General features: G+C 41.7%; 19 protein-coding genes, 2 tRNA genes and 1 riboswitch. Of the genes, 6 read left to right on the forward strand and 15 right to left on the reverse strand.

Translation table 11 applies throughout. From position 1 onward, the window contains the following. Positions 1–77: 77 nt before the first annotated feature. The gene (gene recG, locus AC1U9Z_RS02480) at positions 78–2,135 is read right to left on the reverse strand and encodes an ATP-dependent DNA helicase RecG (RefSeq protein WP_479955592.1); all 2,058 of its coding nucleotides are present in this window, start codon (positions 2,133–2,135) and stop codon (positions 78–80) included. A 176-nt stretch (positions 2,136–2,311) separates the two neighbouring features. Between recG and rpmB the strand changes: the two genes are divergently transcribed. Further along, the gene (rpmB, locus tag AC1U9Z_RS02485) at positions 2,312–2,500 is read left to right on the forward strand and encodes a 50S ribosomal protein L28 (protein WP_479955593.1); all 189 of its coding nucleotides are present in this window, start codon (positions 2,312–2,314) and stop codon (positions 2,498–2,500) included. A gap of 159 nt (positions 2,501–2,659) precedes the next feature. Here the strand turns inward: rpmB and ribH are convergent, their stop codons facing one another. The 8 genes from ribH to AC1U9Z_RS02525 form a co-directional block, all read right to left on the reverse strand. Then, complete coding sequence (gene ribH / locus AC1U9Z_RS02490) at positions 2,660–3,124, reverse strand: 6,7-dimethyl-8-ribityllumazine synthase (RefSeq protein ID WP_479955594.1); 465 nt, start codon at positions 3,122–3,124, stop codon at positions 2,660–2,662. A 31-nt stretch (positions 3,125–3,155) separates the two neighbouring features. Further along, complete coding sequence (locus AC1U9Z_RS02495) at positions 3,156–4,388, reverse strand: bifunctional 3,4-dihydroxy-2-butanone-4-phosphate synthase/GTP cyclohydrolase II (RefSeq protein ID WP_479955595.1); 1,233 nt, start codon at positions 4,386–4,388, stop codon at positions 3,156–3,158. A gap of 12 nt (positions 4,389–4,400) precedes the next feature. Further along, entirely contained in the window at positions 4,401–5,054 is a 654-nt protein-coding gene (locus tag AC1U9Z_RS02500) for a riboflavin synthase (protein WP_479955657.1), read from the reverse strand. Then, positions 5,036–6,166, reverse strand: a complete 1,131-nt coding sequence (ribD, locus tag AC1U9Z_RS02505; protein WP_479955596.1) for a bifunctional diaminohydroxyphosphoribosylaminopyrimidine deaminase/5-amino-6-(5-phosphoribosylamino)uracil reductase RibD — start codon at positions 6,164–6,166, stop codon at positions 5,036–5,038. Before ribD ends, AC1U9Z_RS02500 begins: the two co-directional genes overlap by 19 nt. Positions 6,167–6,286: 120 nt before the next feature. Continuing rightward, positions 6,287–6,417: riboswitch (FMN riboswitch) on the reverse strand. Positions 6,418–6,636: 219 nt separating this feature from the next. Beyond that, positions 6,637–7,830 carry an acetate/propionate family kinase gene (locus AC1U9Z_RS02510; protein WP_479955597.1) on the reverse strand — a complete coding sequence of 398 codons (1,194 nt, stop codon included), beginning with the start codon at positions 7,828–7,830 and terminating at the stop codon, positions 6,637–6,639. A 35-nt stretch (positions 7,831–7,865) separates the two neighbouring features. Beyond that, positions 7,866–8,516 (reverse strand): phosphate propanoyltransferase, encoded by a 651-nt coding sequence (gene pduL, locus AC1U9Z_RS02515; RefSeq protein ID WP_479955598.1) that lies wholly within the window; start codon positions 8,514–8,516, stop codon positions 7,866–7,868. 350 nt (positions 8,517–8,866) lie between these two features. Then, positions 8,867–10,480, reverse strand: coding sequence for a putative manganese-dependent inorganic diphosphatase (locus AC1U9Z_RS02520; protein WP_479955599.1), 1,614 nt, complete (start codon positions 10,478–10,480; stop codon positions 8,867–8,869). A gap of 255 nt (positions 10,481–10,735) precedes the next feature. Continuing rightward, positions 10,736–11,530: an SDR family NAD(P)-dependent oxidoreductase gene (locus tag AC1U9Z_RS02525; RefSeq protein ID WP_479955600.1), complete on the reverse strand. Its 795-nt coding sequence runs from the start codon at positions 11,528–11,530 to the stop codon at positions 10,736–10,738. Between the two features lie 595 nt (positions 11,531–12,125). On the opposite strand from AC1U9Z_RS02525, the gene AC1U9Z_RS02530 reads away from it, so the two are divergent. After that, positions 12,126–12,641 (forward strand): ferritin-like domain-containing protein, encoded by a 516-nt coding sequence (locus tag AC1U9Z_RS02530; RefSeq protein WP_479955601.1) that lies wholly within the window; start codon positions 12,126–12,128, stop codon positions 12,639–12,641. Between the two features lie 264 nt (positions 12,642–12,905). On the opposite strand, the gene AC1U9Z_RS02535 is transcribed toward AC1U9Z_RS02530, so the two are convergent. From AC1U9Z_RS02535 to AC1U9Z_RS02555, 5 genes are all read right to left on the reverse strand, one after another. After that, on the reverse strand, positions 12,906–13,868 hold the full coding sequence (locus AC1U9Z_RS02535) for a toll/interleukin-1 receptor domain-containing protein (RefSeq protein ID WP_479955602.1): 963 nt from the start codon (positions 13,866–13,868) through the stop codon (positions 12,906–12,908). A gap of 257 nt (positions 13,869–14,125) precedes the next feature. Beyond that, positions 14,126–14,202 (reverse strand) — tRNA-Pro (locus tag AC1U9Z_RS02540). A 400-nt stretch (positions 14,203–14,602) separates the two neighbouring features. After that, complete coding sequence (locus tag AC1U9Z_RS02545) at positions 14,603–16,588, reverse strand: transglycosylase domain-containing protein (protein ID WP_333532200.1); 1,986 nt, start codon at positions 16,586–16,588, stop codon at positions 14,603–14,605. 153 nt (positions 16,589–16,741) lie between these two features. Next, entirely contained in the window at positions 16,742–17,461 is a 720-nt protein-coding gene (locus AC1U9Z_RS02550; RefSeq protein ID WP_479955603.1) for a cell wall hydrolase, read from the reverse strand. Positions 17,462–17,782: 321 nt separating this feature from the next. After that, entirely contained in the window at positions 17,783–18,622 is an 840-nt protein-coding gene (locus tag AC1U9Z_RS02555) for a DnaD domain-containing protein (RefSeq protein WP_333532202.1), read from the reverse strand. Positions 18,623–18,858: 236 nt separating this feature from the next. Between AC1U9Z_RS02555 and AC1U9Z_RS02560 the strand changes: the two genes are divergently transcribed. From AC1U9Z_RS02560 to AC1U9Z_RS02570, 3 genes are all read left to right on the forward strand, one after another. Then, positions 18,859–19,011: a hypothetical protein gene (locus tag AC1U9Z_RS02560; protein WP_479955604.1), complete on the forward strand. Its 153-nt coding sequence runs from the start codon at positions 18,859–18,861 to the stop codon at positions 19,009–19,011. A 137-nt stretch (positions 19,012–19,148) separates the two neighbouring features. Continuing rightward, a complete protein-coding gene (locus tag AC1U9Z_RS02565) occupies positions 19,149–20,288 on the forward strand; it encodes a sensor histidine kinase (protein WP_479955605.1) in 1,140 nt (379 codons plus the stop codon). Between the two features lie 68 nt (positions 20,289–20,356). Then, a complete protein-coding gene (locus AC1U9Z_RS02570; protein ID WP_333532205.1) occupies positions 20,357–21,010 on the forward strand; it encodes a response regulator transcription factor in 654 nt (217 codons plus the stop codon). A gap of 41 nt (positions 21,011–21,051) precedes the next feature. Here the strand turns inward: AC1U9Z_RS02570 and AC1U9Z_RS02575 are convergent, their stop codons facing one another. Further along, complete coding sequence (locus tag AC1U9Z_RS02575; RefSeq protein ID WP_479955606.1) at positions 21,052–22,206, reverse strand: alkaline phosphatase family protein; 1,155 nt, start codon at positions 22,204–22,206, stop codon at positions 21,052–21,054. 304 nt (positions 22,207–22,510) lie between these two features. On the opposite strand from AC1U9Z_RS02575, the gene AC1U9Z_RS02580 reads away from it, so the two are divergent. Next, positions 22,511–22,587: transfer RNA gene (locus tag AC1U9Z_RS02580), tRNA-Pro, on the forward strand. Positions 22,588–22,592 lie beyond the last annotated feature (5 nt).

The raw sequence follows: 22,592 nt of genomic DNA on the forward strand, positions 1-22,592 counted from the left end.
CCTCTGGTATTATTATTTGACCAAGCAAATTGAACATACTTAGGAAAACATAACAAGGCGTGGAACATTTTCCACGCCTAACTTACGTCGCTATATTTAACAAAGTCAGGAAATCGCCGGGCAAATTGTGCGAAAAGCTGTTTATGCATGGGTGATTTTAAATTTGGGTTCGTACTTAATAATGCTTCCGCTTCTTTTTTGGCCTGTTCGATTTCTTTGCCATCTCTAACTAAATTGGCAATTTTAAATTCTGGCAAACCAGATTGACGGGTACCAAAAAACTCTCCCGGTCCACGCAGTTTCAAATCTTCTTCTGCTAAAACAAAACCATCCTGGGTACGACACATAGCAGCTATTCTTTCCTTCGCCTCATGGGTGGTTGGATCCCCCACCAAAAGGCAGTAGGATTGCTGACTACTTCGCCCCACCCTGCCCCTAAGTTGATGAAGCTGCGCCAGTCCAAAACGCTGGGCATCCCAAATAACCATCGCCGTGGCGTTGGCTACATCTACACCTACCTCAATTACCGTGGTGGAAACCAAAAGGTCAAGGGTACCCTGGCGAAAATCATTCATCGTTGTTTCTTTTTCCGCAGCCTTCAGGCGACCATGGAGTAATCCCACCGAACAGCCAACAAGAGCTTTTTTTAGCCTCTCATACAAATCCACTGCTGCTTGGGTGTCTATTTTTTCGGATTCTTCAACTAAGGGACAGACAACATAGGCCTGTCTGCCTTCTAATATCTGTTGCTTAATCAAGCCCACGGCTTTACCTGCTTGGGCTAGGCTAAGATGATGGGTTTTTATTTTCTGCCTGCCTGGGGGTAATTGGTCAATCACTGAAACATCAAGATCCCCATATAGGGTTAAGGCTAACGTGCGGGGTATCGGGGTTGCTGTCATGACCAGCACGTCTGGTACCGACCCTTTGTCCTGCAGGGCAGCCCGTTGGCGAACGCCAAACCTATGCTGCTCATCTACCACCACTAGACCTAAGTTTTGATAGTTCACCCCTTCAGAAATCAAGGCGTGGGTACCGATTACCACTTGGATTTTGCCATTTGCCACGGACGCCAATATTTCTTTCCTGCCCCTGCGGTTGCTGCCTGTTAATAAAGCCACCTTCACTCCCAAAGGTTCAAGTAGTTCTTGAATACTCCTAGCATGTTGCTCTGCTAAAAGCTCTGTGGGTGCCATTAGGGCCCCCTGCAGTCCGGCCCCTGCGGCCTTGCATAAGGCTAAAGCAGCAATGATGGTTTTACCTGCCCCTACATCACCCTGCAACAAACGATTCATGGGATACGGGCTTTTTAAATCTGCTGCAATTTCCTGCCACACCCTCTTCTGGGCCTCGGTTAAGGTAAAGGGTAAACTGTTGCTTAGACGCTCCGCAAGAACATCATCCTGATAGCTATGGGCTTTTGTTTTTTTATGAATACGCCCCTTTTGCAGAGACAGCCCCAACTCAAACAAAAATAGTTCTTCCAAAATAAACCTACGCCTGGCTCGCTGACAAGATTCCTGACTCTCAGGAAAATGTATCTCCCGCAGGGCCTCGGGCAGACAAGGTAAATTATACTTATCCAGCAGAGAGTCCGATAAAAATTCCTCTGCTAAGGATCCTACCTGATCAAGGGTTGTTTTTATTAAAGAACGGAAAAAGCGTTGATTGAGATGCTCCGTCAGGGGATAGATCGGCACAATTCTACCACTGTGCAGACCCTCATCTTCTCCTAATACTTCATGATCGGTAACTTGTATTTGCGGTATGCCATATTTTCTATCTATTTTTCCAGTAAGCAGAAGTTTTTTGCCCGGGGGATATTGTTTTTTTATGTAGGGCTGATTAAACCATACTGCATAAAAGGTGCCAGCCCCCTCCTGCAAAGCTAACTTCGTTATCGTCAGGCCCCTTCTGGGTTTGCTCTCCTGGGCTGCAATGACCATACCCTTAACGGTGGCAACATCCCCCTGGGCAAAGGAATGGGCTGGCCGGATGCTGCTCCGATCCTGATATTCCCTGGGAAAATGGTATAGTAAATCCCAAATTGTATAAATACCCAACCGTTCCAACTGAATGGCCCTCTGGGGTCCCACTCCCTTAACGTATTGAATTGATTGGTATAAGTCCAGCATAATATCACCATTTTATAAAAACATATGTTCTATTATAACATGGGGGGAAATTCCATGGTAGTAAGATTTATTATTTTTTATTTGATTTTAGCTTTATTTATGGTATACTATCCTAGTGAACATTGGCAAGTTATCCTAAGTTATGTGGTTATTGTGTCATTAAAGGAGGTGTAACAATGGCCAAGTGCGCAATTTGTGACAAAGGTGTAACCGTTGGCATTAAGTTAAGCCACTCTCATATTCGTACCAAGCGGACCTGGAAACCCAACTTGCAACGTGTTAAAGCGATCATTGATGGTTCCCCCAAGCGTATCATGGTATGCACCCGTTGTCTACGGAGTGGAAAAGTGCAGCGCGCTATCTAGTTGCACCTAAATCATATAGGTTTTTCAAAAACGGCCCTTTGGCCGTTTTTTATTTTTATAACAACCGATCATTCTTTCATTCGTTCTTAATCCGTTTTTATTGCATAACAAAAGGGAGCTCGCATACTAAAAAATTATGCAAACTCCCTTTCCTTCTATTTAGATGGTTTTCAACAAATTCGCCATTTCAATGGCTGTGTTGGCAGCTTCCCAACCTTTGTTGCCAGCTTTACTGCCAGCTCTTTCAATGGCTTGCTCAATGGTATCTACGGTCAGTATGCCAAAGATAACCGGCAGGTTACTATCAAGACTAACCTTCGCTATTCCTTTGGATACTTCGGCAGATACATAATCAAAGTGAGGAGTTGCTCCTCTGATTACAGCACCTAGACAAATAACACCGTCGTAACGCTGGGTATCCGCCATTTTCTTAGCCACCAGGGGAATTTCAAAGGCACCTGGTACATAGGCAATCTCAACATTCTCATCTTCCACCCCATGACGTTTGAGCGCATCCAGCGCACCGGTTAGCAATTTGTTCGTAATAAAGTCATTGAAACGTCCTACAACTATACCAAATTTTAAACCTTGTCCCAGTAAATGCCCTTCAAAAATTTTCTGCATGGTTTTCTCCTCCTGTTATAATGGATAATCTTTATTCATTCACCGTTTTTTTATTGGCTTCTTCTAAACTTAAAAGATGTCCCAATTTGCACTTCTTCGTACTCAGGTATTTTTCATTTGACTTTCCTGCTATGATTTCGATGGGTACACGGTCTACAACCTCTAAACCATAACCCTCTAAGCCGGCAATTTTACGTGGATTATTGGTCAGCAGTCTTATTTTTCTCAGTCCCAGATCAGCCAATATTTGAGCCCCAATGCCATAGTCCCGCAGGTCTGCGGGGAAGCCTAAGGCTAGGTTGGCCTCTACGGTATCTGCCCCCATATCTTGAAGTTTATAGGCCTTAATCTTATTCATCAGGCCGATACCCCGGCCTTCTTGTCTCATGTAAAGAAGTACGCCAACCCCTTCATTTTCGATGGCTTGCATAGCCCTTGCCAATTGATCCCCACAATCACAACGCACGGAGCCAAAAACATCCCCGGTTAAACATTCAGAGTGAACCCGTACTAAAGGTGCCTCCACACTGGATAGGTCCCCTTTGACCAAGGCAATATGTCCCTTGCCATCGATTAGGCTCTCATAGCCAACTGCTGTAAATTCACCGTATTGGGTAGGCATTTGGGCCGACTCAATTTTCTTAATAAATTTTTCGTGGTGTCTGCGGTATTTGATTAATTCCGCAATGGTGACTAGCTTTAAATCATGGGTTTTACAAAATTCCACCAATTCGGGAACCCTGGCCATGGTCCCATCATCCTTCATAATTTCACAAATAACCCCGGCCGATCTTAGACCTGCCAATCTAGCTAGATCCACCGCAGCCTCGGTATGACCAGTCCTTACCAAAACCCCGCCTTCCTGGGACCGCAAGGGAAATATATGACCTGGACGACGTAAATCTTCGGGTTTTGTATTGGGATCTAGCATTTTTTTAATGGTTAGGGCACGCTCAACAGCCGAAATACCTGTGCTGCATTCCTTTGCATCAACGGATACGGTAAAGGCAGTTCCATTGGGATCCGTGTTATTGGATACCATTGCCGGCAGATCCAATTCATCAAGACGCTGACCATATATGGGCATACAGATCAAACCGCGCCCGTAGGTGGCCATAAAGTTCACAGCCTCTGTTGTGGCTAATTCTGCAGCCATGACCAGGTCACCTTCATTTTCGCGATCTTCATCATCAACGACCACAATCATTTTTCCTGCACGAATATCTTCAATGGCCTCTTCAATTGTATTAAATTTGTATGTCATGACTTTTCCCCCTTATAAAAATCCGTTGGCTGCTAAAAATTCCAGATTAATTTTACTATCAGCAGCTTTGTCTTCCTGCTGCCCCTGTAATAACCGTTCGATATATTTGCCAATAATATCCGATTCAAGGTTCACAGAATTACCAATCTTCTTGTCTCCCAGGACAGTGGCCTGGGCTGTATGAGGAATTAATGATACTTGAAATTTATCCCCAGCAAAATCAACCACCGTAAGACTGGTACCATCGATGGCTACGGAACCTTTTTTAATAATATATTTCATCACCTGGGGTGGGGCCTGAATCGTAACGATGGTGGCAATATCATATCTTTCCTTACCAACAATGGTACCTATCCCATCCACGTGACCGGATACCATATGCCCCCCCATGCGGTCACCAAGCCGCAAAGCCCTTTCCAGGTTAACCGGACTGCCAGGCTTAAGATCCCTGAGGTTTGTTTTCGCCAGTGTCTCCGCCATTACATCGGCGGTAAAGGTCCCTTTATCCATTGTAGTAACGGTTAGACAAACACCATTGACAGCGATACTATCACCAATTTTTGTATCTTGCAGAACCTTGGAGCCTAAAATATGTAGTCCGGCTGAATCCGGTCCCTTTGATATACCCCTAATGGTGCCAATCTCTTCTACAATTCCGGTAAAGATATGCCATTCCCCCCTTTCGAGGTATAACCAGTCACGAGATAGTCTGTTCCCAACGGTTGCACTGACATCTGATAAATTTGGGTGGCATCCTGTAAACTTGTTATCCCTTCACCCCGGACAGGACCAGGGGCAAGGTCACCCCCGATAATTTTGGGTGCTATAAACCAAGCAATCTTATCAACGATACCAGCATTTAAGGCAGAACCACTGATTTTCCCGCCGCCTTCGATTAATACACTGGCTATTTGTTTTTCTCCCAGTAGTTCCATTAGTTTAGCCAGATCTACCCCTGGCCCTGCCCCAGGAACTACCATAATCTCTGCTCCGGCTGCCATTAGGCTTGCCTTACGTTCTACCGGTGCTGACTCATTTGTGGCAATAATCGTATGGGCCGCCGACTCCTGAATAAGCACTTGGCTAGCAGTAGGGGTTCGGGCCATGCTATCTACGATGATGCGGATGGGGTCTTTGCCTCTGACCTCAGGCAATCTCGCCGTAAGTGACGGATTATCTGCCAATACGGTATTTACTCCCACTAAAATGGCATCATATTGATCCCTTAACCGGTGGCCATATGCTCTGGCTTCATTACCGGTAATCCACTTTGATTCCCCACTGGCAGTTGCTATTTTGCCATCCAGACTGGTGGCAGCCTTTAATACCACAAAGGGCTTTTTGGTTGTAATGTATTTTATAAAAACCTCATTTAATTCTCTGGCCGCCTCTTCCAGCAGGCCGGATATTACTTCTATACCAGCATCCTTTAAAATATTTAGCCCCTTGCCAGCAACCAAGGGATTCGGGTCCAGCATGGCTGCCACAACCCTCTTCACTCCCGCCTTGATCAAAGCCTCTGTACAGGGGCCCGTTCTGCCATGATGACAACAGGGTTCCAAAGTAACATACACAGTGGCATCCTTAGCCCTTGCCTTGGCGTCGGCCAAGGCAACCACCTCGGCGTGGGCACCACCTGCTTTCGCGTGATAACCTTTGCCAACCACTTCGCCATCCTTTACCAAAACAGCCCCCACCATGGGGTTAGGGCTAGTACGGCCCCTTGCTTTGGCTGCCAGTTCAAGGGCCATTTGCATATAGCACCTGTCCTGATCCATTTTTTCATCCCCTTAGAAAAACTCTTTGTGCCTAATAAACAAAATAAAACCCTGAAAGGATCAGGGCTTTTTGGCAAAGGCAAGTAGGCCATGCAAAAGAATGCTTTTTGCAGGCTCAACTATAACCTTCTTCCATCCAGACTTTAACTGTCGGCTCTGGCATCTCACCAGATCATGCCCCAAGGGGCTCGCGGGCTTGGCCCTTTGGCCATACCGCCGGTAAGGAATTACACCTAACCCTGAAGGTTTTGTTTATTAATTTAACTCCATTATATTCCTGAGTTTGTTCGTATGTCAATCTTTAAATAACCCACTCAGGTTTTTACCTATATTTTGACCAGTTTGTTTCAAATCATGCATGTGGTACAAATGGGACAACAAACCTGTTCCTTTTGTACCTATAAAAAAGTGTCGCTTGACTACTAAGGGGTAGTTTCGCGACACTTCTTTACTTTATATAAATAAACGATCTACTGAACCAGTTCTTTGGTTTCCCGAGCAATCATTAATTCTTCATTGGTGGGAACAACCATTGCTACAAAGGGGGCACCGGGCTTACTGATGATAACTTCTTTACCCCGGGATTTGTTTTTCTCTTCATCAATTTGTAAACCCGTGTAGGCAAGTCCTTTTAAGACCCTTGCTCTCATGTCAACGGAATTTTCACCAATGCCACCGGTAAAGGCTACTATATCCAAACCACCCAGGGCTGCTGTGTAAGCTCCAATATATTTAATAATACCATAGGCAAACATACTCAAAGCTAATTCAGCTCTTTCGTTGCCTTTGTTGGCAGCATCTTCTAGGTCACGGAAATCACTGCTGATACCGGAAACACCCAATACGCCACTCTTCTTATTTAAGACATTACTAATATCTGCAAGACTTATTTGCTCCTTCTCCATTAGGAAAGAAACAATGGCTGGGTCCATATCCCCGGTTCTCGTACCCATCGGCAGACCTGGCAGAGGAGTAAAGCCCATGGAAGTATCCTGTGATACCCCATTGCCTACTGCAGAAATACTAGAACCATTGCCCAAATGGCAAACAACAATCTTTAACTCTTCAACGGGTTTGCCTAATATTTCCGCTGCCCGATAAGAAACAAACTTGTGAGAAGTGCCGTGGAAACCGTAACGACGAATTTTATACTTCTCATAATATTCGTAGGGAATAGCATAAGTATATGCTTGCTTGCTCATGGCTGAATGGAAAGCAGTATCAAACACTGCCACATGTGCTACATGGGGCATCAGTTCTTGACAAGTTTTAATACCCACAATATTGGGGGGATTGTGGAGAGGTGCCAATTCTGACATTTCCTCTAACACCTTCATCAGTTCAGCATCAATTACCACAGATGTATTAAATTTTTCACCGCCGTGTACCACACGGTGTCCTACAGCCTTAATTTCCGCGGTGTCCTTAATGGCACCATATTTTTCATCGGTAATGCATTTTAAAATGGTCTCAAGGGCAGCTTTGTGGTTTGGCAGGTCTTGCTCCAATACCAATTCTTCACCCTTACTATTTTCCTGCTTAATTCTGGAACCAGCGATCCCAATTCTTTCAGATAGGCCAGAAAGCAACACGGATTCTTGGGTCATGTCCATTAATTTATATTTAATAGATGAACTACCACAGTTAACAACTAAAACTAACAAGGGGGGTCCCTCCTCTAACGCGATTACTTATTTATCTATTTTACAAGCTCGGAAATATGTCCATGGATCTTATAGGCATATACGACATCACCGTTTCTTAAACCAACAGCATTTCCTTCATCAGTATCCACATGCATTTCTAATTGGTACTTGTCACTTACACGAACCAATACATCCCCAAAGATAATTCCTCTGGGTCCCTTGGCTCTTACATAAATTCTATCGCCATCTTCTAAACCGTATTTTTCAGCATCAGAAGTATGCATGTGAATATGACGAGCAGCAATGATAGCACCTTCATCTACGGTTACTGAGCCAGCAGGTCCAACTATTGTTACAGAGGCAGATCCTGCTAAATCGCCGGAGTCTCTAAGGGGAGCCTTAATGCCAATTTTGAAGCAGTCAGAAATAGAAAGTTCTACTTGGCTTTTCTTGCGTTCAGGTCCAAGTACGCGAACCTTTTCAATAACACCCTTGGGTCCAACAACGGTTACCATTTCTTCACAGGCAAATTGGTCTGGTTGAGAAAGATCTTTGAATCTCGTTAATACATGACCAGGTCCAAATAATATTTCCACGTGTTCTTTGGTCAGATGCACGTGACGGGCAGAAATCCCTACGGTGATAGTAATTGGAGTGATTTCATCTGGATTTACCTGAGTTGGCAGTTGAGCATTAGTTGCCATTGTACAACACTTCCTTTGTGAATTTTTTATTAGTTTTAACCCTGATGATATATAATTATGGGCAAAAATTATTTACATATTGGTATAGGCTTTGTGTTTTTAGACAAAAAAATGCAATTTTTTATTCTATCGCAGCTAGATCTATTATCATTATATCAACGATGTAATAAAAATGTAATTTTTCGTCGTCACAAAATTGATTTTATTTACTAAACCCCTTTTAAAGTTTGTGCACAATTTCTCATTTCTGATTTTATCTAGTTTTGACTTATATTTCAAGTCTATTTCATAACTCATTTTTCAGAATTTTTAATAAGGGTGTACAATTTTGAAAACTCCTTCATATGAAACTATTTTAAAAGGCTAAGGGCCTCTGAAATTTTAGGAATAACCTGTTTTTTTCTAGACACCAGGCCAGCAACAAACACCCCTTGTTCAGCAGTTACCCGAAAGGCTGTTGGAATAAGCGAATTGTTCCTTGCCTGATAGAGTAAATAGGAACCCTCGTTGATGATATCTGTAATGACCAGCATCGTCAAAATATAATTTTTGTGCTGATGGGTCTGGTCTACAAATTCTATAAACTGTTGTTTTCGATTAAATAAATCTTCCGTATCCAGCGTGAAAACCTGCGCTACTCCAATTGTACAACCCTCTAGCTCAAATTCCTTAAAGTCTTTATAAAAGATTTCTTGAATACTATAACCTTCCAAGGAGCTCCCTAGCTTAAACATTTCCATGGCAAAGTTCCCCATGTCAATTTTTACAATATTATTTAACTCTAAAGCTGACTCTTTATCTAAATCGGTAGTAGTAGGTGATTTAAAGAGTAAGGTATCCGATAGAATCCCAGCCAATAAAACCCCTGCGATTTGTTGCGTTATTTTAACATTGAATTCCCTAAACATTTGATAAACGATGGTACAGGTACTTCCTACGGGCATGTTACGGAAAGCAATGGGCTTCGTTGTACAGATATCGCCAATTTTATGGTGATCTACAATTTCTAGGATTTCAGCTTCATTTAACCCCTCGGCACTTTGGGAATATTCATTATGATCAACTAAGATCACCTTTTTCCTCCCTGGGTTAATAATATGCTTCTTGTTGATAAAGCCATGAAAAATATTTTCGTTATTAACTACAGGGTAATTTCTATAATTATTGTGTAAGACTTCTTCTTTTACCTCGTCAAGATAATCGTTTTCCTTAAACTTTACAATTCCACTGCTTTTCATAATGGAAGATACATAATTGCACTGGTTAATTAATTTTGATGTAGTATAGGTATCTAAAGGAACAGAAATCATGGCCACGTTATTTAATTGAGCCATTTGCAAATAGACCTCTGGAATTTCCCCTGATCCAGTAATAATAACTAATTTCACTCGGGAACGAATGACACACTCCAGAATATCATAACGATCCCCAACAATGATTATATCCTCTGGCCCCAAAGAACCTTGGATATTCTTATAGTAATAGGCAATTACAGAGATTTTGCCCGTTACGTTAAAATCTTGACCCGTAAGAATCTTACCATTCAGGTCTTTTACAATATTGTTCAAGGAAGTATCCAGCCTATAAAAATCACCCTTGATTAACTCCATGGCAATATCCTTTATAGTTAATATGCCTTGTAGTTGGTTTTTATCATTGACCACTGGCAGGGTTCTCATATTATTTTGTTCCATTCGTTTATAGGCTGATAGGATTGATGTACTCAGGGTAATGCCATCTACCCTGTCATACTCCAAATCTTTAACCTGCGTTTTAACATTTTCCAAAATAACCGGAGCAGCAATACCAAAGTGGTTTAAAACAAACTCAGTTTCTCTGTTGATTTTCCCCAAGGAACATGATACGGTTTTCAATCCTAAACAATTTTTAAGATATGAAAGGCCAATGGCCGAAGCCACAGAGTCTGTATCAGGATTTTTGTGTCCAATAACAAAAGAAGTCATTTTCGTCCTCCAAAAATACCAGAAAATTGTATTGTTTTATTAATATTTCGAATTCTAATTAATAAAACACAAATGCCCGTAAATCCAACAAAAATTGGATTTCCGGACAGCAAATGGCGGAGTGAAATTATAGGGTTTGGGCATTCTGATAAAAAACAGCTGGCGGTATGGCCTTTTGGCCATGCCACCCGCAGCGGTATTGTTTTATCGGGAGCATCTCCCAGATGCACCTGTTTGCAGAGAAAGAGTTCTCGTTTAGATGGTGGTCCAGCCACCATCAATCGTCAGAAGCTGACCAGTGGTATAGCTGGAAGCATCCGAAGCAAAATAAACCAGCGCGCCGTCCAACTCGCCCTCACGACCTGCACGCTTCATGGGGCAGTATGTGTCGAGCACCTGCTGGAACGCAGGGTCTGCGAACACCGCTTCGGTCAGCTCGGAGGGAAAGTAGGCCGGTCCGATAGCGTTGACGGTAATGTTGTACTGCGCCCACTCGTTGGCCATCTCCTTGGTCAGCATCTTCACCGCACCCTTGGCGGCGCAATAGGCACTCAAACCGGCGCCCGGCATCGCCACGCTGCTGTGAATCGAGCCGATGTTGATGATCTTGCCGTATTTGCGGGCGATCATACCTTTGCCAAACTCTCTGCTGGCAAAGTAAACGCCGTTGACGTTGACATCCATGACCCATTTCCAAGCCTCATCGCTCTGATCCTCGGCGGGAACGATTTGGCCGACACCCGCATTGTTCACGAGAATGTCCACCTTGCCAAAGGCTTCTTCAATTACCTGAACGGCTTTTTTTAGTGCCTCGCTGTCGGTCACATCGCAGGGAACCGAGATGCAGCGCACGCCCAGCTTCGAAATTTCCGCTTTTACCGCTTCCAGTTTGTCAACTCTGCGCGCCAGCAACGCAACATCGGCGCCCTGACGGGCAAGCGCTTTGGCAAACTGTACGCCTAGTCCAGAGGATGCTCCGGTGACGACTGCGGATTTTCCTGTCAGATCAAATAAGCCCATGGATTTTTCCACCTTTTCTAATTTTTGCATGACCAGGGCCACGCTGTTAATTTCGAGTATTATACCGTGATATCCTTGTGAATGCAAACCGACATGCTCACAGCAGTGCAAATTCCTGTTTGTCCGTATGTTTAAACAAGTCTTACGTTCACAATATCACGCTTTACTCCATAGAAAAGATATATCTTCCCGTAACGGAAAAATATGTAATGACAGGACTTGAACCAATTTACCCAAATTGGCATATACACTGCATTATAACACTTTTATCAAACCGTTGGAACCATTTATGACTTTTTTCTTCTTGTCATAGGCTGCTGTGGCTGAAGCAAGAACCTCAATCATCAGATCCGGTGTACCCTGGATGTTCCGTTCTCCGATATGGTAGATTGTATTTATTGTCCTATTATTTATCACACAAAATTTGCAGACGAATTATGTTTCCAGTAGTTGTTTCAAAAAATGATTAAAAGAAATGAAAAATCTTAATATATATATGAGTCCTTATATTTTCACGCCCCAATATTAATAACGCTTCATCCCCTATATTGCTAGTGGTTCTGTCATAATTTCCTATCTGCACGAATAAATTATACGGTATAACCATGCGGAAAGGGGAATGCGCATGAACGGTAATCAAATCAGCGAGTGCAACTACAAGGTAGACGCGCCGTACCCGCAGGTGCGGGTGGACGGTCAAAACCCCATTTATGCCCATGAGATGCTCAGCGACATGGCCGATGTTGTTTCCGAGATGAGCGACGTCTCTCGGTATTTCTATATCGCAGTCGTGACGCAGCAAAAGTATAGTTCGATTTCAACATGCTTTCATAATATCAGTATCGTTGAAATGCACCACCTCAACATGTTCGCTGAGCTTGCACGGCTGCTCGGCGCAGACCCGCGGCTTTGGAGCGGCCGGACACGCAAGCGCTGGTGGTCGCCATCGTTTATCCGTTACCCGCGCGAGTTGCGCGCACTGATAGCCGAATCAATCAAAGCAGAGACGGCAGCCATCCGCAAGTATTCCAGCCAGGCGAATACCATCCGCGATCCGAATATCGTAGCGATATTAAATCGCATCATACTCGACGAAGAACGTCACCTTCAGATTTTCAGCGAGATGTATCAGCAGATATAAGGGCGGTATCAGAAGAACCGAAGTTAAAGCTACCCGCTAAACTCCTGTTTTATCTGCGTTCATATCAGTGACATTATAACGAATTAAGAGGAAATAGGACGTCATAAAAAACAAAAACAGGCTGACACATTATCAGCCTGTTTTTGTTTTTATGACCATTCGAGGGTCATTCGACATGGTCGGGATGAAATTATAGGACTTGGAAAAAACCAGTAATATCAATGTTTTGCAGGTGGTCAGCGAGTAGTATTTACAATAATTATTTTAGAAATGAATAATTATCCTAAATGTATCCTTATACCCCTTAGCTAGTAGTATTCTTTCTTCAGAATTGAGAACTCTGTATTTACTACTATTGCAAAGCTCCATCCATTTTTGCTTTTTTGATGGGTTTTCGCAATGAAAATAATATTTGGCATGATGGTCGCTTCTAATATTGTTTTCTTCAATTTCCACTAAATGTGAATAAGGAATCGTATTAACTGTACCGCTTTTTTTATCAGTAATGGACAGGAACAGACTAATGCCGTTAATTTCGCTCTCAAACCGTATCCCTTGAAACATGAAACCGACTTCATTATCTGGTATATTAGGAAATTCAGAAATCTCTATATTGATGGAACTATATAGGTCGTGGATTAACGCTAAAACATCGAACAGTTTTGCTTGAGGATATTTGGCAATCCAATTATAGACCGATTTAGTCATAATATTCGGATAAGCTTTTTCTACCTGCAAAATATCCAACAAAGCATCAAAGTCCAATTCTTCGTCGTTCATGCGGTTGTCTTGTTTTACAAAGTCAATAAACGCGCTAATAGAATTGCAAGCAATCTTTGTGTCATTAATCTCCTGCTGAAAGTTAGATAGATCCATTTGAGAGATTTTCTTGAGCTTCTCCTCCCAGTAATTTTTAAGATCCATTTTATCTGTAGCATCAAACAGCTTAGTACCTTTTTTTATAATAATTATGACTTTATCTTTCATATCCATGGCTTTCGAAGCTTCGTACATACAGTTAACAGACCGTAGATAAGAATCACTCACATATAGTATCAGTTTGTCATGTAGTTTTATGGTGTCCATAAAATCATGAATATTGGCATTATATTCTAAATCTCTAATATCTCTCGTTAGCTGAATTTGAAACCGCAAAAATAAGTTATCAAGACGGTTTACATCATCGCTATTGTCCCAATTATAGGAAATGAAAATGCGCTTACCCATCAAATGTCACCTCATATCAACTAAAACCTGAAAGTTATTGCATAAAAACGGGATAATGCCCCATAAAAAGTATCACAGCATTTTAAGAGTTATGAGACTATACCTCTTAATGTAATGATTATGCCATTTCGACCAAATCCTGTCACTAATTTTGCTTTCGAGTGGAAGTGTAGAACTTTAAGTATATTTGGAACTGTAGACCCCCATATGAAATGGATATAAAAAGGCTGTCGACATAAATCGACGGCCTTCACAATTGGTCGGGATGACAGGACTTGAACCTGCGGCCTCACGGTCCCGAACCGTGCGCTCTACCAAACTGAGCTACATCCCGTTACTCTAATAACAGAAACCATTATGACTTATTGTTTTTCATTTGTCAAGATAATCATGCTTAATAAACCAATCTCCGTATAATTAGCTACTTTATGTAAATAATAGGTTTAGCTATTTATAAAGGCAGGGGGTACATCAATGTCTAGTTGTTGTGTTTGTGGCAAGGAAATGCATGAATCTAAAATGGTCTTCGAGGAAGAGCTAGAAAACAGCTATTGTGAAAATTGTTATCTGGCTGAGAGAGCCGCGGAATAAGGGGAGCCATGGTGGCTATGGGTCCATAAAGATGATCGGGGATGTCGCAACTAAGTATAAGCGACATTCCCTTTTTTGTTTCATCCTGAGCAAAAGCAAAGGATAACCGTGTTTAATTATCCTTTAATCTACTGCTGTTTGTCTTACCCATCATCGTCTGGTCCTTGTTCTGGTATTTCAGGACTCTGATTTTGCTCCGGTGCAGCCTCCTCATCCTTATTCCCAGAGCTACCCCACCAAAAGTCACCAAAACATGGAATTTGTGGTTCCGTTCCCTTAATAAAGTAAGCAGCCATTGTACTGCTGGATAAGGCCGAGGCTCGAAGCCCATCATAACCACAAATATAGGCCTCTATTACCCCTTCTGGTTTTATAAAATCCCTTGCTTCTTTCCCTTCTAAAGCTTTTTCCATAAAATTACCCCAAATTGGTGCAGCAATATCACTACCTGTTAGCCCAACATGCCTCGTCTTATCATCATATCCTATATAGACTGCAGCCACTAACTCCGGAGAATAACCAACAAACCAGGCATTTGTAGTTTGGTCCGTGGTTCCTGTTTTCCCTGCCACTGGCCTTGACACAATTCTGGATAACTGCGCCGCTGTACCACCTGGTTGAACAGCTGCCCGCAACATATCCGTTACAATATAAGCCACTTTCTCATCAATAACCTTAGAGATCTGTGGTCGGTTTTCTTCAATAACCCTGCCTGAAGGGTCCGTCACCTTTAAGATATACATCGGTTTAGTACGAATACCGGCATTGGCAAGAGGTCCAAAGGCAACAGCCATTTCCAAGGGTGTTACCTCTGAGGCACCCAAGGCAAGCGATAAGTAGGGATCCAACTTACTTTCAATGCCCATGGCCCTGGCATAGCGCACCAATTCCTGGGGGCCTAGACGATCTGCCAATTGAACGGATATTACATTATCTGAAATTGCCAAGGCCTGCTTGAGGACAAAGGGCCGATAATGGAAACCCTTATAGTCCTTCGGTGTGTAACCACCGGGATAGGTAGTGGGTTGGCAAAAAAAGGTTGAAGCTGCTGTATATCCTGAACCAATGGCTGCTGTATACAAAAACGGCTTAAAGGATGAGCCAGGTTGAGATTTAGCTAAAGCTCGGTTATACTGAGACTGTTGCCAATTTCTCCCTCCAACCATGGCTTTAATATAGCCGTTCTCAGGATCAATCGCAACCAAGGCCCCCTCAATTTCTGGATCAATTTGTTCTAAACGCTCAACAACCGCCTGCTCTGCAGCCCTCTGCATATCCAGGTCCAGTGTAGTTTGAATGGTTAGACCACTGGAATAAAGCAATTCCATACCGTCGGGATATTGATTTTTAAAATGCTTAACAATCTCGGCCACAAAGTAAGGTGCCTGCCGAAAATATTCTGTTTTGGCCTGGGGTTCAATGGTTTCTGCCACTGCTTGATCCCTTTGGTCTTGGGTAATCATACCTAATTCCAACATTCTGTTTAAAACTACCTGTTGTCTTTGCTTCGCTCCCTTTAAGTTGGTTGTGGGTGCATAATAACTAGGCGCCTTTGGTAGTCCTGCCAGTAGTGCACTCTCTCCTAGGGTTAAATCCTTGGCGTGTTTATCAAAATATGTTTGAGCAGCGGCCTCAATGCCATAGGCTCCCTGACCAAAGTAAACATTGTTTAAATATAAAGTCAATATTTCATCCTTTGTATAAGTCCGCTCTAATTGAACGGTATAGTATAATTCCTTTATTTTCCTGCCAAGGGTGCGCTCCGGCCCTAGATATAAATTTTTAGCCAGTTGCTGGGTAATGGTGCTGCCACCCTCAACAATACTAAGGTTGCGCAAATTTATAAAAGCTGCCCTGGCTAATCCCCTAAAATCTATACCAACGTGCTGATAAAAGCGATAATCTTCAATGGCAATGATTGCTTGCCGCATTTCCGGTGCAATTTGATCAAATTCTACCGGAATTTGATTGGTTTGGGATATCGTGGTGATTAGCTTGTTATTCGCATCGACAATTCTGGAAGGGGTAGGAATGTCTGTTACTGTTTGTCCCATGTTTGAACAACCAGCAGCCCACATGAAAACAATAACAAAACAAACGATTAGGAGTAAAAGCCGATAACGTTGCATTTTTTCCCTCCTAAAATACTTACTATTGAATCTTTGTTATTGTTTCCTTTGAATAAAATTGCTATGTAATTTCTCCGCACCAAAAATTCCCTGATAAATAACAAAGGGTGTAGCTAACTACTAAAACGTAGTATTGCAACACCCTTTTTGACTCTATACTTTGGTTGCCCTTGCGGCAAATACATGATTACCAATTTGGGTAATGACAGGTAGTGTTTTTATCCATTTATCTGTGGCAATAACCGGATTATAAAAGAATAGAGCACCACCAGTAGGATCTTGTCCACTTAATGCGTCTACCGCTGCTTTCACAGACTCCTCATCTGGCTCGAGATTAATCGAGCCGTCTTGAACCGGTGAGAATTGGTACACCCGATGGTTTTTCTCTAAAATAATTTCCCGAATACTTTTCGGAAAATCAGGGCTTTGCATACGATTTAGTATAACTGCCCCCACAGCTACTTTACCCAAATAGGATTCCCCTCTAGCCTCGGCATGAATAAGCCTCGCTAAAAGTTTAATATCCTCTCTGGATACATCTCCCCGTGAGAGAACCATACCGTAGGATGAGATATTTACTGCCGGAATAATAAGACTTTGATCTGGATATATTGTAGTATTCTTTAAATTATTGGCACGCATCAATTGACCAAGTGATACATGATAATCTTTGCACACCTGGTACAGGGTATCCCCTGGTTTAACTTTATAGCTTATTTCAGAATAAGATTGACCCGATTCGGAATTTTCAAATTCTAAACCGCCGGCACCGTCGCTAGTCCCTCCCACAGCTATTGTAGCACCCATAAACCCTGAGGTGACTGCTACCAAAACCGCCAATAATGTGGCGATTCTACGGTACTTCTTGTTCATAATTCCTCCTTTCTTACCCATCAGATAGTTTGTACAATTTTGTAAAGAATATACATTGCGGGAGGGAGGAAATAAATCAACATTATTGAGTAATAAAATGGGTTATTTAAATACAACGATAGTCGGAACTTTTTAGCCTTTAACCGTCAGCCATCCGCTTTTTTGCATGTTTTGCTTATGAAAAGGCCATCGCCCAAGGCCTACGGCTCATGACCATCTTCTACTCTATAAAGCTGACGGCTGATGGCTAAGTTTACTTCCTATAACGCTTATTTAGGTAAAAAAATAAAACGCCCTAAGGCGTTATTTTCAAAGATTCGATTAACTATACATCGATCTCATTAAAGTTTTTTTCTTTAATTCCGCTCTGTTGTTAACATCCGTACCTGCCCCTGTTTTTTTGGGCAGTTGCTGTTTTAGTCTATTTTGTTCAAACTGACGTTGAGAATTCTCTACTTCTTGAATGGTTCTAATATTATTTTTATGCCATTCCCTGAGGATGCTGCCGATATATTTGAAATTATGTTTACCTCGTATTACTGCCTGTCTTAATGCTTCTAATATTAACTCAACCTCATGATCATCCAACCAGATGGTAATTTGTTCAATCTCCATGGGTGAAAGAAGCCTGCCAAATTCATTTTCAAAGGCATGACACAGATCTTGTTCTCCGGAAGATAAAACAGCACCCAGCTCCTCATTGGTATAAGCCTTACCACCTGGATTATGTATTTTTTCTGAAATTTTATCCAGTTCCTTCTTCTGGTTAAGAGCCCATACTTCCGATAGTTCAAAGACAAGGGGCTCAAAATCATACCCTTGTTTTACAATACCTTCTTCTCCAATATAGTAATTCGTTATACCTATTACCCTCTTATCAAGCAATCCCTTGATTTGTTTTTCAATCTGAACCGGCTCCGCAGAAAGACAACTGGCCAGTATCTCCGGGCTTGGCATTAATAGGTTTTCTTCATTGCGAAGCCTTAACAACTGAATAACTAACATCATTTCCGAATCAGTAATGCCAACATCCCGATAATACCTAAGAAATAAATTAGGTATTCCCGTAATTCCCCCAGAAAAAATAGCTGAACCAAAATAAACGGTCATGTTGGTAGCATCAAATTCTTTTTTTAGAGCCCGTCTATTATTCTGTGACATGCCCCCAACCCCCTCATATCCCTTACAAATATATTATGGCAAAAATTATACTCTTGTCCACATTAGTTTCTCGACAAAGTTAATTAAAATCTGGGCTTATCTGTTTTGATTAGCGTTACTCTTTCATCTAAGCCTTATAACACGGTTTTCCTAAATTACAAATAGCAAGTTACAACTCCCTTCAAAATAAAAAATACAACAATAGGTTATTATATACTAAAAACGGGAGTGTCGCTATGTCCACAGATAATATATTTGATCATATTAAAACTTTACCGCATGACGAACAAAGGCAATTAGCAGATCATCTTCTCAATCATTTGTCGCAGAAACAGGAAGAGGATGAGGATGATCAAGATTTTAGTCTGTACAACCTCGATATTTTCTAAAGGGCAGTGCTGAGGCATTGCTCTTTTCCCGTACTACCAAATAACAGATTCCCGAGTTAAAGTAGTAAAAAACTGCAGGATATTCCGTTTTGTGCCACGAATTATTTTAGTTAAATAAAGAAAGAGCAGGTCATAGCATGGTTGTTGACATAAAGATTTTAGATAAGATTATTAAAGAGACGATTTCAACGATAAATCAAAGCAAAGAACAGATCTACTACATTGCAGAATCCGCCCGTATGGAGTTGCAAAGACTGGAAAATGAAATTAAAGAAGTAAGAAGCCGCTTATTCATAATCATTGATGAAGTTAATAAACTTGAACTTGAGGAACGAAAAACGAGGATCCGTCTAATGGATGTCAGTAAAGATTTTCGCAGCTACAAAGAAGAAGATATTAAAGAAGCCTACGAAAGGGCCCAAGTTACACAGTTAAAGTTAGTCATGCTGCGGGAAGAAGAAAAATCCATGCGTTTTAAACGGGATCACCTTGAGATATCCTTTAAGCGTATGAAAGATACCGCAAGTCGTGCGGAACAATTAGTTTCCCAGGTTAGTGTAGCACTACAATTCCTAAGCAACGATTTATCTGGAGTAAGTGAAAAACTGACAGATTTGTACGATATTAAACAGCTTGGCCTTTCGATTATCCGTGCCCAGGAAGAGGAAAGGAAAAGAGTGGCCAGGGAAATCCATGATGGCCCTGCCCAATCGATGGCCCATATCGTTATGAGGACTGATTTTTGTTCAAAATTATTGGAAATAAATCCCAGTAAAGTTGGCGGTGAGTTAGTTTCCTTGCAACAACTTGTTCGCCAAAGCTTACAAGACCTTCGAAAAATTATTTTTGATCTCAGGCCAATGGTATTAGATGACCTTGGACTTGTTCCCGCGGTTAAAAAATACCTCGAAGTCTTTCAAACACAAAATAATTTGATGGTAGACTTTAACTTCATAGGCAAGGAACAACGTTTTGATCCCTCAATGGAGGTAGCTGTCTTTCGAATTATTCAGGAAGCACTGGTAAATATAAAAAAACACGCCCAAGCCCAAAAGATTATGATAAAAATGGAGCTAATTTCCAAAAGAATTAACGTATCTATAATTGATGATGGTTGTGGGTTTTGCGTAGGCAGCATTAAACCCCGTGAGGACGGAAGTGGCTATGGACTGCTTGGGATGAAGGAAAGGATACAACTTTTAAAGGGTGCCCTGATGCTTAACTCAACTCCTGGTAAAGGGACAGAGATTCGTTTTTATTTACCATTGAAAAACTAACTAATCCTTACCTATTGAGAGTTTTTATAGCCTTCCATGGGTCAAGGATTGACTTGGGAGGTAAAGCAATGAAATTTATTAGAATACTGATAGCGGATGACCATGTTTTAATTAGGGAAGGCTTAAGGAAAATTTTATCCATTGAGCCTTGTATACAAGTGGTGGGTGAAGTATCTAACGGACAACAGGCCGTAGAATTTTGTGCCAAAAATTCAGTAGATATTGTTTTAATGGATATTAATATGCCTATGATGAATGGTATTGAAGCCTGTCGGCTGATCAAGGAAAATAGAACAAATATAGGCATCATTGCTCTAACTATCCACGATCAAGAGGATTATCTCTTTGAGCTTATCAAATATGGTATTTCCGGTTATATCTTGAAGGATGTTCACCCCGATCAGCTAATCAAGACTATTTTGGGGGTTGCCCGTGGAGAATCCTTTATTCCCCCATCTCTTACATCCCGGGTACTGGCTGAGTTAAGCAGACTTGCCACAGTTAGTAAAACAGAAAAGAAACGCCAATGCCTAACGGAAAGAGAAATAGAAGTTCTTAGACAGGTTGCCAAGGGCAAAAGCAATAAGGCCATTGCCAATGCCTTATATATCAGTGAAAAAACTGTTAAAAATCACCTAACAAATATATTTCAAAAGATTGGTGTGGTTGACCGTACCCAGGCCGCCCTTTATGCCATAAAAGAAAAAATCGTTAACCTATAAATAATTGGCCATGTGCAATTGCCCATGGCCATTAGTCTGTATTAAAACATCAGGAATCTTTTTTTCAGTAGTTTATAAAGTACCAGATAACCCACACCAACTGCCCCTATGATAATTAATGCAAAAATATGGTACATGGCCATACGATTTTTTAGAGATTCTATCTTTTGATCCCTTTCAGCAATTTGCTCCTGGATATCTTCCTTTTCCTTGGCCACGATCTCCTGCTCAGACTTTACCCGAAGTTTTTCTTCCTGTAACCGAGTCATTTCTTCCTGTAAATGAGTATTGGCTTGACTGAGATCCTTAATTCTTTCTTGTAACATGTATTCACCAGACTGGCCAGTGGTTTCATTAAAGGCGTTCCACAATACCAACCCGTCATTCTTGTCTAACTTCACTCCGTTTAAATAAGCAATGGTCGGGGTAACATCACAGATGCTTATCGGTGGTATTGTTCCCCCACTTTTAAAGGGTAAACCTTTCATAATAAGTGGTGGTGCCCCCAGGGTACCACAAAGAACAATCATCGAGCTGTCGTAGATATTTTCATCGTGTAATTTTTTTAAAAGACGACCGATCTGCGCATCGGTCTTGGTAACCGCCATTTTATATTCATTGCTGTTTACCCCATATTTCTTGTAAGACTCACGAAGTTCCGGCAAAAGAATAATATTCATGTAGGATTGTTCCTCAGTCCACTCATTTAATAAATTATCGATAACCAATTCATCTTTACTATCAAAGGGACCTATACAGTTATGCCCCCCCTCTGCCAGCAAATGTTTTATATCCCCTTCAGCACCATAAAAACAGGTGTTAATTTGCTTTTCCTCCATAAATGCTTGAATAGACTTACCCTCCAGTATGTCTCCTGCCTGTATAAACTTGTGTTTATCCGGCAGCATACCGGTTAGGATGGATGCCACTGCAGCCTGCCTTGTATCTGGAAATACCGAGATGACCTTAGAAGCCCTCATCCCGGTTGTGGCTAAGCCGTTCATATTAGGAGCAGAGGTCTTTTGCAAGGTTTCATCCTGTAAGCCATCAGCAACTATCATAAAGATCTTACTGGTTACCTTTGAGTACTTTTCATTTTCCTGTTTAGTTATTGATTCTTCAGCCATTGTCCGGGTTGAAAAAGCAAACCAAACCAAAATTGCCATAATTAGTATAAAAGCTCTCTTTTGATACATCTGCTGGAACCCCCTCTGGGCAACCTTTTTTATTATATATATCGAGGTGTTGTCCAGCTTATGACCATTATTTTCCTATAATTATTGACAACTTACCCTTTCTTCCACATTTTAGTGTATATAATATTTATATTTGCTAATACTATTAATACTCCGCTTTGGTGAGTTCTATCTCTCCCGTCCAGCAAATAGCTGGGCTTTTTCTTTTTAGAAACCCGGAATAATAATTTAAATTAATATTTTCGAAAAAGCCTTGCCAGTGGCAAACTTTTTTGCTAAAATAGCTTTTGTCAGTGAAACATACCGGGATGTGGCGCAGCTTGGTAGCGCACCTGCCTTGGGAGCAGGGGGTCGCACGTTCAAATCGTGTCATCCCGACCAATCAA

It is taken from the genome of Desulfotomaculum sp. (assembly GCF_982386235.1).

Bases quoted from the DNA above. Each gene is read 5' to 3' on its own strand.
- AC1U9Z_RS02530 (WP_479955601.1), top strand. From the start codon at position 12,126: ATGAACGGTAATCAAATCAGCGAGTGCAACTACAAGGTAGACGCGCCG.
- rpmB (WP_479955593.1), top strand. From the start codon at position 2,312: ATGGCCAAGTGCGCAATTTGTGACAAAGGTGTAACCGTTGGCATTAAG.
- pduL (WP_479955598.1), bottom strand. From the start codon at position 8,516: ATGGCAACTAATGCTCAACTGCCAACTCAGGTAAATCCAGATGAAATC.
- AC1U9Z_RS02550 (WP_479955603.1), bottom strand. From the start codon at position 17,461: ATGAACAAGAAGTACCGTAGAATCGCCACATTATTGGCGGTTTTGGTA.
- AC1U9Z_RS02545 (WP_333532200.1), bottom strand. From the start codon at position 16,588: ATGCAACGTTATCGGCTTTTACTCCTAATCGTTTGTTTTGTTATTGTT.
- AC1U9Z_RS02570 (WP_333532205.1), top strand. From the start codon at position 20,357: ATGAAATTTATTAGAATACTGATAGCGGATGACCATGTTTTAATTAGG.
- AC1U9Z_RS02495 (WP_479955595.1), bottom strand. From the start codon at position 4,388: ATGACATACAAATTTAATACAATTGAAGAGGCCATTGAAGATATTCGT.
- recG (WP_479955592.1), bottom strand. From the start codon at position 2,135: ATGCTGGACTTATACCAATCAATTCAATACGTTAAGGGAGTGGGACCC.
- AC1U9Z_RS02575 (WP_479955606.1), bottom strand. From the start codon at position 22,206: ATGTATCAAAAGAGAGCTTTTATACTAATTATGGCAATTTTGGTTTGG.
- AC1U9Z_RS02535 (WP_479955602.1), bottom strand. From the start codon at position 13,868: ATGGGTAAGCGCATTTTCATTTCCTATAATTGGGACAATAGCGATGAT.
- AC1U9Z_RS02525 (WP_479955600.1), bottom strand. From the start codon at position 11,530: ATGCAAAAATTAGAAAAGGTGGAAAAATCCATGGGCTTATTTGATCTG.
- AC1U9Z_RS02520 (WP_479955599.1), bottom strand. From the start codon at position 10,480: ATGACTTCTTTTGTTATTGGACACAAAAATCCTGATACAGACTCTGTG.
- ribH (WP_479955594.1), bottom strand. From the start codon at position 3,124: ATGCAGAAAATTTTTGAAGGGCATTTACTGGGACAAGGTTTAAAATTT.
- AC1U9Z_RS02555 (WP_333532202.1), bottom strand. From the start codon at position 18,622: ATGTCACAGAATAATAGACGGGCTCTAAAAAAAGAATTTGATGCTACC.
- ribD (WP_479955596.1), bottom strand. From the start codon at position 6,166: ATGGATCAGGACAGGTGCTATATGCAAATGGCCCTTGAACTGGCAGCC.
- AC1U9Z_RS02565 (WP_479955605.1), top strand. From the start codon at position 19,149: ATGGTTGTTGACATAAAGATTTTAGATAAGATTATTAAAGAGACGATT.
- AC1U9Z_RS02560 (WP_479955604.1), top strand. From the start codon at position 18,859: ATGTCCACAGATAATATATTTGATCATATTAAAACTTTACCGCATGAC.